We start from the raw sequence: 13,602 nt of genomic DNA on the forward strand, positions 1-13,602 counted from the left end.
GCAGGGGCACAGGACGGCGACACGCCACGACCGGCCGGAACCGGTTCATCCGGGAGACGACACGCCGCGATCTGGTCGGAACGGGACCGTCCGGGACAGGATGCCCGCATGAAGGGTGACCTCTTTTCCAGCGAGCACATGGTCCAGCCCGCCACGGCGCCGGGCATGACGATCGAGAACGCCAAGTGCATCAAGTACGCGGTGAACGGCGAGATGCACGCCCGGCAGGGCGCGATGATCGCCTACCGCGGCAACCTCCAGTTCGAGCGCAAGGGCCAGGGCGTGGGCGGCATGCTCAAGCGGGCCATGACCGGTGAGGGGCTGCCGCTGATGGCGGTGCGCGGGCAGGGTGAGGCCTGGTTCGCGCACGAGGCGCAGAACTGCTTCATCGTCGACGTCGACCCCGGCGACGAGTTCACGGTCAACGGCCGCAACGTCCTGTGCTTCGACGCCTCGTTGGCGTACCGGATAGCGACGGTGAAGGGCGCGGGCATCGCCGGCGGCGGCCTGTTCAACAGCGTCTTCACGGGGCACGGCCGGCTGGGGCTGGTGTGTGAGGGCAACCCGCTGGTCATCCCGGTCTCGCCGCAGTACCCGGTGTACGTCGACACCGACGCGGTGGTCGGCTGGACCGCCGGACTGCAGACGTCGCTGCACCGCTCGCAGTCCCTCGGTTCGATGCTGCGCGGTGGGTCCGGGGAGGCGGTCCAGCTGATGCTGCAGGGGCAGGGTTATGTCGTCGTACGGCCGAGTGAGGCGACGCCGCAGAAGGCCCAGCAGCACTGACCGCCCCCGGAAGTGATCTGCGCCTCACGGGCAACCCTCTCTGTCGTGTCGGCGTCTTGATCGGCAACAGGTGACGCCCTGGCCCCTGGGCCAGGGCGGCTTTTCGACGCTCTATACACGCGATGTATACACATGACGTATACACATAGTGCATACACCGCATGTATATGAACCGAGAGGGATCGATGTACGGCAAGGCATTCGCCCCCGAGTACCAGGGCGCCCTGACCACACTGTCCGTCAACTCGTCGCTCACTGACGTGCTCGCCGCCGGGACGGAGCAGTTGCGGGCGGCCGAGCGGGCCGGGGAGCACGGCGAGGCGGCGCGCTCGGGGCTCGCGGTCGCCGAGGCGCACCGCCGGCTGGGGCAGGTCGGGGACGCGGACCGGGCGTGGAAGGCGAGCTACCGCGCCGCCCGGGAGGCCGGTGACACCGCGGCGATGGCCTGGGCGCTGTGGAGCGGCGGCACGCTGGCCCGGCAGCGCGGTGCGTTCGCCCTGGCCCGTCGGCTGCTCCAGCTCGCGGCCGACCTCGGCGAGCGCGGCGGCGACATCGTCGTGCGCGGCTACTCGCTGGCCGGTCTGGCGGAGACGGGCCGCATCCAGGGGGACTACGAAGCGGTCCGCCGGCTGCACGAGCAGCTGCTGGCCGAGGCCCGGCGGCGCGGCGAGGCGCGGCACACCGTGTGGGCGCTGGAGGGCATCGCCCAGATCCACCGCAACACCGGGTCCTACGACACCGCGTACGCCCTGTTCGAGGAGGCGGCCGAGATCGCCGCGCGGGCCGAGGACCGGCGCGGGCACGCCTGGGCGCTGCGCGGGCTCGCCGACATCGTCTCCGTGCGCGACGGCGACACCGAGCGTGCACTGGCCCTGCTGTCCGAGGCCGAGACCACGTGCCGGACGATGAAGCTCTCCAGCGCGCTGGCCTACAACCACAAGATGCGCGGCAACGTCCTCTACCGCGCGGGGCGTTACGCCGAGGCCCGGGAGCTGTACGAGCAGGCGCTCACGGAGTTCCGCGCCATGAGCGAGCCGCGCGGGGAGGCGCTGTCCCGGCTGGGGCTGGTCAAGTCGCGGGCCCGGCTGGGGCGCGACCGTGCCGAGACCGCGGCCGAACTGGCCGAGCTGGCCGTGGTGTTGGAGCGGATCGGGCTGCGGCACGCGCGGGAGATGGTGGCGCGGGCGCAGGAGGAGTTCGGCGTCTCGGACGATGCGCTGGAGGGCGCTGGGGCGGTGGTCGTACAGTGACGGCGTTCTCTTCAGCGGTTCGGACTCCGCACGACGCCCGTCGGGCCCCCTCGCCGGCACACGCTCCGGCCGACGCCAGCCGAACCCCTTCACCCGCGCAGACTCCCACCGACGCCCGCCAAACCCCCTCACCCGCGCACCCTCCGGCCGACGCCCGCCAAACCCCCTCACCGGCACACCCTCCCGCCGACGCCCACCAAGTCCTCGACCGCTGCCGCGCCTTGGTGCGGCCCGCGCTGCGGGAGGCCGTGGGGCGCACGCATCCGTGGGTCGGTGAGATGGCCGGGTACTCCTTCGGCTGGTGCGAGGTGGGCGGCGCACCGGCCGACGCCTCCGGCGGGAAGGGCGTACGGCAGGCGCTGGCCGTGCTCGGCGCCGAGGCGGCCGGTGCGCCCGGGCGGGTCGCGGTGCCCGGCGCGGTCGCGGTGGAGCTGGTGCACGCCTTCTCCCTGCTGCACGACGACATCATGGACGGCGACACGGCCCGACGGCGCCGCCCCACCGTGTGGAAGGCGTACGGCACGGGACCCGCCGTACTGGCGGGGGACGCACTGTTCGCGCTGGCCGTCGAGACGCTCGCCGTGGCGCCGGCGGGGCCGCAGGCGGTGCGGCTGCTGTCCGTGGCGTTGCAGGACCTGGTGCGCGGACAGGCGGACGACCTGCTGTTCGCCACCCGTCCCTGGACGGGGCCGGGCCGGGTGCGGCCGGACCAGTACCGCACGATGGCCGAGCACAAGACGGGCGCCCTGCTGGGGTGTGCGGCGGCGCTGGGCGCTTTGCTCGGCGGGGCGCCGCCCGCGACGGTCTCCGCCCTCGATCGTGCGGGACGGCATCTGGGCGTCGCCTTCCAGGTGGTCGACGATCTGCTGGGCATCTGGGGCGACCCGGCGGTGACCGGCAAACCGGTGTACGGCGATCTGCGGGAGCGGAAGAAGACGTTCCCTGTGCTGGCCGCGCTCGACTCCCCCGCCGCCGGTCGGCTCTCAGCGCTGCTGGAGTCGGCCGCCGAACCGGCTGAGGTGGCCGCACTGATCGAGGAGGCGGGGGGCCGCTGGGCCGCGCTGGCCGAGGCCCGGCGCCAGATGACCGCCGCCGAGGCGGCTCTGGCCGGCGTACCGCTGGAGGCGGGGGCCGTCGAGGAGCTGCGGTCGCTGCTGGACTTCCTCGTGCGGCGCGACCTGTGAAAGCGTGGATCACCGCCCCACGCCGGAAAGGTGACTGCCTTGATCGGGATCTCGGACGTCGAAGCCGCGGCCGACCTCATCGCCGGACACGTCGTGCACACCCCGACCGTCCCCAGCCCCGGCCTGTCGGCCCTGCTCGGCGTGCCGGTCACGGCGAAGCTCGAACTCCTCCAGCGCACCGGCTCGTTCAAGGCGCGCGGGGCGACGGCGAAGCTGCTGTCGCTCAGCGACGCCCAGCGTGCGGCCGGGGTCGTGGCGGTCAGCGGCGGCAACCACGGAATCGCCCTGGCGATGACGGCCGCCGTCCTCGATGTGAAGGCCACCGTGGTGATGCCCCGCTCGGCGCCCGCCCGCGCCGTCGAGATCGCCCGGGACGCCGGAGCCTCGGTGCGGCTGACGGACGACATGGACGGGGCGTTCTCGCTCGTCACGAGGCTGCGCGACGAGGGACTGACGCTCGTCCACCCCTTCGACGACCCCCTGGTGATCTCCGGGCAGGGCACTGTCGGGCTGGAGCTCGCCGACGACGCCGGTGACCTCACGGACGTACTCGTCAGCGTCGGGGGCGGCGGGCTCGTCGCCGGTGTCGCGGTGGCGCTGCGGGCGCGCCGGCCGGGCGTGCGGATCTGGGGTGTGGAGACCGAGGGCGCCGAGGCCATGTCCGAAGCGCTGGCGGCGGGCGGCCCGGTGCCGGTGGCGCTGTCGTCGATCGTGTCCACGCTGAGCGCGCCGAGCGTGTCCCGGCTGACGTACGAGCATGTGTCCGCCCTGGTCGACGAGGTGCTCGTGGTCCCGGACCGGGAGGCGGTGCGGGGGGTGCTCGACCTGGCCGAACACGCCAAGGTGTGGACCGAGCCGGCTGCCGGCTGTCTGCTGCCCGCGGCCCGGCGGGTGCTGGAGCGGGTCGGGGACGGCGCCCGGCTCGGGCTGGTCGTGTGCGGAGGCAATGCGACGACCTCGGACGTGCTGCGCTGGGCGGCCGATTTCGGCCTTCGCTGAAGCATTCCGGATCAATTCCCTTAACTTTTCGTCAGCTTACTCGCGCGTAAGAAGCAAAGGAAAAGAAGCGCCCTTTAGTTGAGGATTTCGTTGAACGCAGCCCGTCACATCTCCCGTACTTCCTGGGGGAAATGAGAGCCAGGGGTTCAGCGAGGGATGGCCATGGTCAAGGCGCGCGTCTCCACAGCCGAGTTGGTCGCCGGGAGGTATCGGCTCGTCGATGTCGTGCATCGCGAGACGAACCGCGTCAGTTACTACGGCGAGGACACGGAAACCGAACGCCCGTGCCTCCTCAGTCAGGTCGGTCTGCCCGACGATCCCGGTCCGGACGACCGGCGCCGGGCGACCTCGCGGATCCTGCGGACGTCCGAACGGATGGGGCTGTTGCGTCCGGGCCGGGTCGCCACCGTCCTGGACGCCGTCGAGGAGTCCGGCAGCCTGTGGATCGTCACCGAGTGGATCGACGGCGAACCCTTGGGCGAGCTCGTCACCCAGCAGGGCACCTTCAACTACGTGCGGGCCGCCCGCATCGGCCTCGAACTGCTGGATGTGCTGGAGGCGGCGCATGTCGCGGGCATCACACACGGCGAGCTGAGCCCGGGCCAGGTGTTCGTGCGCGACGACGGCTCCGTCGTCGTCACCGGCTTCGGGCTGGCCGGCGCCACCCTCGCGCCCCGGGTCGCCGCACCGTCGTACGCGTCCCCCGAACAGGCCCGTGACGAGCGCATCGGGCCGGCGTCCGATCTGTGGGCGCTCGGCGCCATCCTCTACACGATGGTCGAGGGGCGTCCGCCGTACCGCGAACGGGACCGGCCCGAGGCCACGTTGAAGGGGGTGGACCGGCTGCCGCTGCGCGCCCCGGTGCGTGCCGGGCCGCTCACCCAGGCCGTACAGGGGCTGCTGCGCAAGGACTCCCGGGAGCGGCTGAGCAGACCCGTGGTCCGCGATGCGCTCGTCCGTGTCCTGAACGAGGACCCGGAGCCGTCCTCGCAGGCGACGCACCACCCCCGCCTGCGCGGTCTGTACGCCGTGGCCCCGGGCTGGAGCAGACGCACCATGGTCGTCGGCATCGCCCTCGCCGTGGTCACCGTCGCGGCCGCCGTCCTCGTGGTGACCAACGGCGGGCCGGACGACTCGGCCTCGTCGGCGGCCGGTACGGCACCCAGTCCGTCGGCCTCGGCCGAGGCACCGACCGGCCCGTCCCCCACTCCCACGCCCAGCTCGTCCCCTACGCAGGACGCGACGGAGTCAGGGACGCCCACCGCTTCCCCCTCCGGAACGGCCTTGCCCTCCGGCTACCGGACGTACACGTCACCCGAGGGCTTCTCCGTCGCCCTGCCCGAGGGCTGGAAGCCGCTCGGCACCACGCGTGCCTCGGACGTGGCGTACCGGATCTTCTTCAGTGCCGACGGCGATACGCGCACACTGGCGGTCACCTACAGCGAGGCCGTGGGCCCGGACCCCGTCGCCGTGTGGCGCGACGACGTCGAGCCTGATCTGGAGGAGCGGAGCGGGTTCCAGCGGATCGGCGAGATCGAGGCGACCACGTACCAGGGATACAAGGCGGCCGACATGGAGTGGCTCTCCGTGCAGGACGGCACCCGTCTGCACACCTTCGGCCGCGGCTTCCTCATCGGCGACCACCGCGGCTATTCCCTGCGCTGGACGACCCCGGAGGCCGACTGGGACGACCCGGACAACCAGCAGGCGCTGGACGTCTTCCTGCGGAGCTTCCGGGTGCCGGAGGACTGATCAGGCGGACGAGCGGGGCGCGCCCGAGTCTCTCCCGGATCTCTTCTCCCGCGCCCTCGCTCCTGCCCCCGTCGGTCCCGTTTTCGTCACCCCGTGTCCGGGGACTCGGCCCGCATGGTGCAGATCGGATACACGATGATGACCGAGCAGGCCGGCCCCCGTGAGCTGGTGGACCACCTGGTCCGTGCCGAGGAGGCGGGCTTCGACTTCTCCGTGACCTCGGACCACTACTTTCCGTGGCTGCGTGCGCAGGGTCACTCGCCGTACGCCTGGAGTGTGCTGGGCGCGGCCGCCCAGGCCACGTCGCGGATTCCGCTGATGACGTACGTGACGTGTCCGACGGTCCGCTACCACCCGGCGGTGGTGGCACAGAAGGCCGCCACGATGCAACTACTGTCGGAGGGCCGGTTCCGGCTGGGCCTCGGCTCCGGCGAGAACCTCAACGAGCATGTCGTGGGCGGCGGTTGGCCGCCCGTGGACGTGCGGCACGAGATGCTCGAGGAGGCGGTGGGGATCATCCGGGCGCTCTTCAAGGGCGGCCATGTGAACCATCGCGGCACGCACTTCGACGTGGAGTCCGCCCGCCTGTGGGACCTCCCGGACCAGCCGCCGCCCATCGGCATCGCCGTCTCCGGGGAACAGTCCTGTGAGCTCGCGGGCAGGCTCGGCGACCTGGTGATCGCCACGGAGCCCAAGGCGGGCCTGCTGGAGGCGTTCGACCGGCACGGCGGCGAGGGCAAGCCGCGCGTGGGGCAGCTTCCGGTGTGCCACGACCCCGACCGGGACACCGCGATCAAGCGCGCCCACTCCCAGTTCCGCTGGTTCGGCGGCGGCTGGAAGGTCAACTCGGAGCTGCCGCACCCGGATTCCTTCGAGGCGGCGACGCAGTTCGTCACCCAGGACGACGTCGCCGACTCCATCCCGTGCGGCGACGACCCGGACGCCTTCGTCGAGGCAGTACGCCCGTACGCCGAGGCCGGGTTCGACGAGATCGCCCTGGTGCAGATCGGGGGCGAGGCACAGCTGCCGTATCTCGACTGGGCGGAGAAGACGCTGCTGCCCGCGCTGCGGGACGCCTTCGGATGACAGCTCGCGCACCACAACGGCACGGGGCGGCACCGGGGCGGACCGAGCACGGTGTGCGGGTGCCATAGGCTGCTGGTCTGCACTTTTGCCGTCCGAGCAGCCGTACAGGAGAGTCATCCGTGAGCCTGGCGATCGTCCCGTCCGACACGTCCCCCGTGCCCCTGTCCGACCTCGTCGCCCGGGACGCCCGGGAGTTCGGGGTCTACGCCCGGACCGGAGGCTGGGCCTTCGGCCTGATGGTGGCGCGCAGCGTGCGGCCCGGCGGCCAGGGCGCGGGTGAGACGCCGAAGGTGTCGGCGAAGGAGTTCGCCGAGCTCGCCGGGTGTTCCGCCGAGCGCGTCATGCGCTACTACAAGGCCTGGGACCGGGCCGCCGACGACGGCCTCGTCCCGCACTTCGAGGCGCTCACGCCGGGCCAGGAGGTGGAGCTGCCGGACGCCGACGTGTGGCTCAGCTACTACGTCTCCCGCAACAGCGCCACCTCCGAGCGCGGCACCGCCATCGCCGAGGCCGCCGAGGCCGAGGGCATCCGTCCGACGAAGGCCCTGGAGGTCGCCGAGAACCCCACCGCGCTGCGCGCCGCGATCCTCGCCGACCCCTCCACCGCCCGCGCGGCCCGCCAGGCGCTCCTGGACCGGGTCCGCGAAGACCCGGAACTGCAGGCCGAATTGGCGCGTGACGTGGTCCGCACCGAGGAGCTGAAGAAGGCCGTGGCCGGCGAGAGCCGGGCCGCCGACCGGATCGGCTACGTCCGCCAGATCGCCGAGTCGGGCCAGATCAAGACCCCGGCCGGGCAGACCGTCGACGCGCCCGTCGACCTGCGCCAGGAGGCCGAGCGGCACCTGTCGCTCATCGAGGAGTTGCACGACGACGAGGACAGCGGCGAGTGGGCCACCGAGGCCTACGACACCATGAAGTCCCTCGTCGTGGAAGCCGTGGAGGCCGACCCCGAGCTGCGGGTGCAGGAGCGGCGGACGAAGTTCTACAGCAGCCTGCAGCGGGCGACGAAGGTCTTCGAGGAGCTGACCTTCGACGATGTGCAGGAGTTCGTCGAGGACGACATGGTCGAGCAGCTGGAGGAGCTCCAGCAGGCCATCGCCACGTGCATCTCGGCGCTGCGCGGGGCGCGCGGAGGCACGGCGCCGCAGTCGTAGCCGGCCTCACACCCGCCGAGACACCGTCCGAGCGCCACCGCTCACTCTGTGTAGCGGTGGCGGGTCCACAGAGGCAGCACGAACCAGCACACGACGTACCAGACGACCACGCCCGCGACCAGCCAGGGCACGAAGCCGTCGTGGGTGGCGACCCGCAGGATCAGCAGCAGCGACGACGCCATCGTGACGAGGAGCAGGACCAGCCCGACGAAGGTCAGCCGGGAGGCCCACTCCACCGTCTGCGGCTTGATGCGCCGCCCGGACACCAGGCGGTGCAGGGACACGGGACCGATGAGGGCGCCGGTGGCGGCGGCGCCCAGCACGACCGTCACGATGTAGATGGCCCGGTCCGTCGGATTCAGGTCGTCGTACTTCGGTGTGAACACGACGGTGAGCAGAAAACCGAACAGGATCTGCACGCCCATCTGGGCCACCCGGACCTCCTGGAGAAGCTCGACCCACATGCGGTCGGCTCTCTCCTCCTCGGTCTCGTTGCGTCCCCTGCGCCTGGTCTCTCCACTCTCCGTGGCCGTCACCATGTCCTCCCGGGTCGGAACTGCCTGAGTCCTGTCCCGCGAGTACCCCGTGAGCGGCGATTCTGTCCGGCCGGGCCGACGTTCGTCCTACCAGCGGCTCTCGACCTGGTCCTTGATCCGCCGGTCGTAGAGGTCCCGGATCGCGGTGAGCGTGTCCTCGGACAGTTCCGGCAGCGCGGCGGCGGCCGCGTTCGCGCGGGCCTGTTCCGGCGAGCGGGCGCCCGGGATCACGGTGGTCACGCCCGGCTGCTGGATGATCCAGCGCAGCGCGAGCTGGGCCGGGGTGAATCCCTCGGGGGCGAGGTCGGCGAACTCGGCGGCGGCCTCGACGCCCGTCGCGTAGTCCACACCGGAGAAGGTCTCCCCGACGTCGAAGGACTCGCCGTGCCGGTTGTAGGTGCGGTGGTCGTTGGCCGGGAAGACGGTGTCCTTGGTGTACTTGCCCGACAGGAGGCCTGAGGCCAGCGGGACACGGGCGATGACGCCGACGCCCGCCTCCTGGGCGGCGGGCAGCACCTCGCGCAGCGGCTTCATGCGGAACGGGTTCAGGATGATCTGCACGCCGGCCACACCGGGCCGGGCGATCGCGGTCAGCGCCTCCTCGCAGGTCTCCACGCTGACGCCGTACGCCGCGATCCGCTCCTCCTGGACCAGGGTGTCCAGGGCGTCGAACACCTCGTCCGTCGAGTAGACGGGGGTCGGCGGGCAGTGCAGCTGGACCAGGTCGAGGCGGTCCACACCCAGGTTGCGCCGGGAACGGTCGTTCCAGGCGCGGAAGTTGTCCAGGACGTAGTTCTCGGGGATCTGGTCGACGCGGCGGCCCATCTTGGTCGCCACGAAGATGTCCAGGTCGGGCCTGCCGCGCAGGAAGGCGGCGATCGTCTGCTCGCTGCGTCCGTCGCCGTACACGTCGGCCGTGTCGAAGAAGGTCACCCCCGACTCGACCGCCGCGTCCAGCACCGCCAGCGCTTCCTTGTCGTCGACGTCTCCCCAGTCGGCGCCCAGCTGCCACGTCCCGAGACCGACGACGGATGCCCGCTGACCCGACCTACCGATTACACGCTCGTCCATGGCGTCAGTGTGTCATTCGTCATGCGCGTGCGCGGAACGGGCCCCTCCGCGCAGCCACCTGTGAATCGTCACTCACATAGGTGAATCATTTCGACAGGCTGACGGACGACGTCAAGCCGGTCCCTAGCGTGGACCCGTGACCGACGCCTTCAGCCGCAGGGGCTTCCTGCGCACCGCTGCAGCCCTGGCCGCCGTACCGACTCTTCTCCCGGCGGATCCGGCCGTCGCGGCGCAGGAGTTACCGGACTTCCCGCCCGAAGTCGCCCTGTACCGCTCGGCATACCGGAACTGGGTCGGTGAGATCACCGCCGACGGGCTGTGGGCCTGCGCGCCGGCCACCCCGGACCAGGTGGTCGCCGTCGTCAACTGGGCCTGGCGGCACGGCTGGAGGGTCCGCGCCCGCGGTTCCTCGCACGGCTGGTCACCGCTGACCATCACGCGGGACACACCGCCGGACACACCGGTCCTCCTCGTCGACACCGCCTCGCACCTCACCGGCCTTTCCCTGGAGTCGCCGACCTCCGTGCGCGCCGGCACCGGCGTCACCCTGGAGGCCCTGCTCACCTACCTGGAGGAGCACGGTCTCGGCGTCACCGCTGCCCCGGCGCCCGGCAACCTCACCCTGGGCGGCGCCCTGGCCATCGACGCGCACGGCACCGCCGTACCGGCGCGGGGTGAACAGCGGTTGCCCGGGCACACGTACGGCTCACTCAGCAATCTGGTGGTGTCCCTGACGGCCGTCGTCTGGGACGAGGCCAGTGGCGCGTACGCACTGCGGACCTACGACCGTGACGAGGCGGACTGCGCCGCGCTGCTCACCCATCTCGGCCGGTCCCTGATCACCGAGGTCGTGCTGCGCGTGGGCGCCGACACCAACCTGCGGTGCGTCAGCCGTACGGACATCCCGGCCGGTGAGCTCTTCGCCGCGCCGGGCACCGACGGACGCACGCTCGCAAGCTTCCTGGACCGGGCCGGGCGGGTCGAGGCGATCTGGTTCGCCTTCACCGAGTGCCCGTGGCTGAAGGTGTGGAGCGTCTCCCCCAGCCGGCCGCTGACCTCGCGGCACGTGACGACGCCGTACAACTACCCGTTCTCCGACAACGTCCCGCGCCCGGTGGCGGAGCTGGTCGGGCGCATGGTGGCGGACGGGGCCTGGTATCTGGCGCCGGTGCTCGGCAACGCGCAGTACGACACGGCCGCGCTCGGGCTGGTGGCGACGTTGTCGGCGGACATCTGGGGGCCGTCCAAGAACACCCTGCTGTATCTGCGGCCGACGACGCTGAGGATTGCCACGAACGGTTACGCGGTGCTCACCAGCCGGGCCCAAGTGCAGCGTGTTCTTGCCGAGTTCACCGCCTTCTACCGGGAGCGGCTCGCGGCGTACGCCGGCCGGGGGCAGTTCCCGGTCAACGGCTCGGTGGAGATCCGCGTGACGGGCCTCGACGATCCGGCGGAGGTCGGCCTGGAGGGGGCGCGGACCCCGCTGTTGTCGGCGCTCCGGCCGCGCGGCGACCGGACCGAGTGGGACACCGCCGTCTGGCTCAACATCCTGACGCTGCCCGGAACTCCGCACGCGGAGGCGTTCCTGCGCGAGATCGAGCGGTTCGTGCTGCGCACCTTCGACGGCGGGTATGCCATGCCCCGGGTCGAGTGGTCGAAGGGCTGGGCCTACACGGACGTGGCCGCCTGGAGCGACGCAGAGGTGCTGGACACGGTCGTGCCCGGGTCCATCGGCGAGGAGGCGTGGGGGCAGGCGTCCGGGGTGCTCGACCGGCTCGACCCCCACCGGGTGTTCGGCAACGCCTTCCTCGACCGGCTGTTCCGGTGAGGTGCGGCTACCTGCGGGACGCCAGTGCCCTGGCGTGCACGGTGCGCGCGACCTTCGGGCCCAGCCAGCGCTTGAAGCGGCGCAGCGTCTCCAGTTGCCCGGCCGCCCTGTCGAGCCGGTAGTACAGCTGGGGCGGCACGAGGGGCAGCAGGGGTGAGTGGCGCTGGCCGAGCAGGGCGAACATCTGGTGCGGGGGCAGCTGGATGTAGCGGGGCAGGTTCTCGTACCACCGGGCGCTGTAGCGGGCCGCGCTCTGGAGGGACAACAGGGCCTGTTTGCGCTCCTCTTCGTAGCGGGCGAGGGCCTGTGGGAGGGCAGGGTGCTCGTGCAGTGCGCGGGCGAGGGCGATGGCGTCCTCCAGGGCGAGGGTGGTGCCGGCGCCGACGGAGTAGTGCGTGGTGTGGGCGGCGTCGCCGAGCAGGACGAGGTTGCCGCAGCGCCAGGTGCGGTTGGTGAGGGTGCGGAAGTTCAGCCACTGGGCACTGCCGTCGGCGGACGAGCGGCCGATGAGGGGGTGGCCGTCGAGGACGTCGGCGAAGAGCTTCTCGAGCAGGGACAGTCCGTCCGCCTCGTTCACCGTGTCGAGGCCCAGGCCGGTCCAGGTCTCGGGGGCGCATTCGATGACGCAGGTGCCGGACTCGGGGCCGAAGCCATAGCCGTAGCACCAGATCCAGCCGTGGTCGGACTCGACGAAGGCGAAGGTGAAGGCGTCGAAGACCTTGCTGGTGCCGAGCCAGATGTAGCGGTTGCGGCCCGCCGTGACCCGTGTGCCGAAGTGGTCGGTGTGCCGGGTGCGCAAGGCACTGTGGACGCCGTCGGCCGCCACGACCAGGTCGGCTGCGGGCAGGCGGTCCGGCGTGATCTCGTGCTCGAACGTCAGGCGTACGCCCAGTGAGCGGGCGCGGGCGGCGAGGATGTCCAGGAGCCGGTGGCGTCCGATCCCGTGCCCCTGGTCGCCGGGCCGACGGGTTGTCAGATCCCGGATGTGGGCGACTCCTTCGCTCCAGCGGACCGAGTTCTCCTCGATGGCGCGGGCCGTCTCGGGGTCGTGCGCGTGGAGCCGGTCGAGCAGGCCCCGCCAGTAGGTGACGCCCCAGCCGTAGGTGGAGCCCTCCGGGTTGCGCTCGTGGACGGTGATGTCGTGGGACGGGTCCCGCAGCTTCAGCAGGATCGAGAGATACAGGCCGGCGGGACCGCCGCCGACGCAGGCGACCTTCACACACACCCCTGAGCATGACTCAAATCGGATATTTCGATTCGCGGAGCAGCTCGCAGAGTAACAGGGCAAGTGTGCCGTCCCGTCGCATTCCGGATCGCGCCAGTTTCGGCGAGTGAAGTAGACCACTGGCGACACGCTCACCCGCGAAAGATCACCCGGAACGCGGCCTACAGAGGGAGGAATTCCCCGTTCCGGTGACCCGTGGACGCCACCACGGCAAGATCATCTTGATTCAAGCTTGCACGACATGTGGCTACTTGTCCGGATCAGAGCCAACCACTGCCGACCGATTTCTCCCGCTCTCATGCGGCCCGATAGGCATGCGGAGTCGTCAACCGAACAAACCCAGGAGATCCGTATGCCGGAACTCAGCCGTCGCCGTGCGCTCACCGCCGCAGCCGCCCTCGCCACCGCGGCCGGCGTCCAGACCGTCGCCGCCCCCGGGGCCACCGCCGCCGGGCGCGACCACCACGCCCCGGCGTCCTTCAACGAGGTCTACAAGGGCCGCCGGATACAGGGTCGGCCGGTCTCGGGCGCCGGTCACGAGCACCACGGCGCCGGATACGCCGTGTTCGTCGACGGGGTGGAGCTGCATGTGATGCGCAACGCCGACGGCACCTGGATCAGCGTCGTCAGCCACTACGACCCGGTGCCCACCCCGCGCGCCGCCGCCCGCGCCGCCGTCGACGAGCTGCAGGGCGCCCCACTCCTCCCCTTCCCCGCCAACGCCAACTGAC

12 protein-coding genes are annotated in these 13,602 nt (G+C 71.5%); 9 read left to right on the forward strand and 3 right to left on the reverse strand.

Translation table 11 applies throughout. From position 1 onward, the window contains the following. Positions 1 to 108 precede the first annotated feature (108 nt). The 7 genes from ACQEV2_RS01645 (at position 109) to ACQEV2_RS01675 (ending at position 8,211) form a co-directional block, all read left to right on the forward strand. The gene (locus ACQEV2_RS01645) at positions 109 to 786 is read left to right on the forward strand and encodes an AIM24 family protein (protein WP_433035566.1); all 678 of its coding nucleotides are present in this window, start codon (positions 109 to 111) and stop codon (positions 784 to 786) included. Between the two features lie 185 nt (positions 787 to 971). Then, the gene (locus ACQEV2_RS01650) at positions 972 to 2,036 is read left to right on the forward strand and encodes a tetratricopeptide repeat protein (protein ID WP_433054117.1); all 1,065 of its coding nucleotides are present in this window, start codon (positions 972 to 974) and stop codon (positions 2,034 to 2,036) included. Next, on the forward strand, positions 2,033 to 3,220 hold the full coding sequence (locus ACQEV2_RS01655; RefSeq protein WP_433035569.1) for a polyprenyl synthetase family protein: 1,188 nt from the start codon (positions 2,033 to 2,035) through the stop codon (positions 3,218 to 3,220). The genes ACQEV2_RS01650 and ACQEV2_RS01655 overlap by 4 nt, the downstream gene beginning before the upstream one ends. Before the next feature lie 39 nt (positions 3,221 to 3,259). Beyond that, positions 3,260 to 4,219, forward strand: coding sequence for a threonine/serine dehydratase (locus ACQEV2_RS01660; protein ID WP_433035572.1), 960 nt, complete (start codon positions 3,260 to 3,262; stop codon positions 4,217 to 4,219). Between the two features lie 156 nt (positions 4,220 to 4,375). Beyond that, the gene (locus tag ACQEV2_RS01665) at positions 4,376 to 5,971 is read left to right on the forward strand and encodes a protein kinase domain-containing protein (RefSeq protein ID WP_433035575.1); all 1,596 of its coding nucleotides are present in this window, start codon (positions 4,376 to 4,378) and stop codon (positions 5,969 to 5,971) included. 114 nt (positions 5,972 to 6,085) lie between these two features. Then, positions 6,086 to 7,057 carry an LLM class F420-dependent oxidoreductase gene (locus ACQEV2_RS01670; RefSeq protein ID WP_433035578.1) on the forward strand — a complete coding sequence of 324 codons (972 nt, stop codon included), beginning with the start codon at positions 6,086 to 6,088 and terminating at the stop codon, positions 7,055 to 7,057. A gap of 119 nt (positions 7,058 to 7,176) precedes the next feature. Next, entirely contained in the window at positions 7,177 to 8,211 is a 1,035-nt protein-coding gene (locus tag ACQEV2_RS01675) for a hypothetical protein (RefSeq protein WP_433035581.1), read from the forward strand. A gap of 41 nt (positions 8,212 to 8,252) precedes the next feature. Here ACQEV2_RS01675 and ACQEV2_RS01680 read toward each other — a convergent pair whose 3' ends face one another. Further along, positions 8,253 to 8,750, reverse strand: coding sequence for a DUF6328 family protein (locus tag ACQEV2_RS01680; RefSeq protein ID WP_433035584.1), 498 nt, complete (start codon positions 8,748 to 8,750; stop codon positions 8,253 to 8,255). Between the two features lie 84 nt (positions 8,751 to 8,834). After that, positions 8,835 to 9,818 carry an aldo/keto reductase gene (locus ACQEV2_RS01685; protein ID WP_433035587.1) on the reverse strand — a complete coding sequence of 328 codons (984 nt, stop codon included), beginning with the start codon at positions 9,816 to 9,818 and terminating at the stop codon, positions 8,835 to 8,837. A gap of 136 nt (positions 9,819 to 9,954) precedes the next feature. On the opposite strand from ACQEV2_RS01685, the gene ACQEV2_RS01690 reads away from it, so the two are divergent. Then, positions 9,955 to 11,646, forward strand: a complete 1,692-nt coding sequence (locus tag ACQEV2_RS01690; protein WP_433035590.1) for a cholesterol oxidase substrate-binding domain-containing protein — start codon at positions 9,955 to 9,957, stop codon at positions 11,644 to 11,646. 7 nt (positions 11,647 to 11,653) lie between these two features. Here ACQEV2_RS01690 and ACQEV2_RS01695 read toward each other — a convergent pair whose 3' ends face one another. After that, positions 11,654 to 12,865 (reverse strand): FAD-dependent monooxygenase, encoded by a 1,212-nt coding sequence (locus tag ACQEV2_RS01695; protein WP_433035593.1) that lies wholly within the window; start codon positions 12,863 to 12,865, stop codon positions 11,654 to 11,656. Positions 12,866 to 13,223: 358 nt separating this feature from the next. On the opposite strand from ACQEV2_RS01695, the gene melC1 reads away from it, so the two are divergent. Continuing rightward, positions 13,224 to 13,601, forward strand: coding sequence for an apotyrosinase chaperone MelC1 (melC1, locus tag ACQEV2_RS01700; RefSeq protein ID WP_433035596.1), 378 nt, complete (start codon positions 13,224 to 13,226; stop codon positions 13,599 to 13,601). Position 13,602 lies beyond the last annotated feature (1 nt).

The sequence above is a fragment of the Streptomyces sp. CA-251387 genome (assembly GCF_050936625.1).
Taxonomy (GTDB): Bacteria; Actinomycetota; Actinomycetes; order Streptomycetales; family Streptomycetaceae; genus Streptomyces.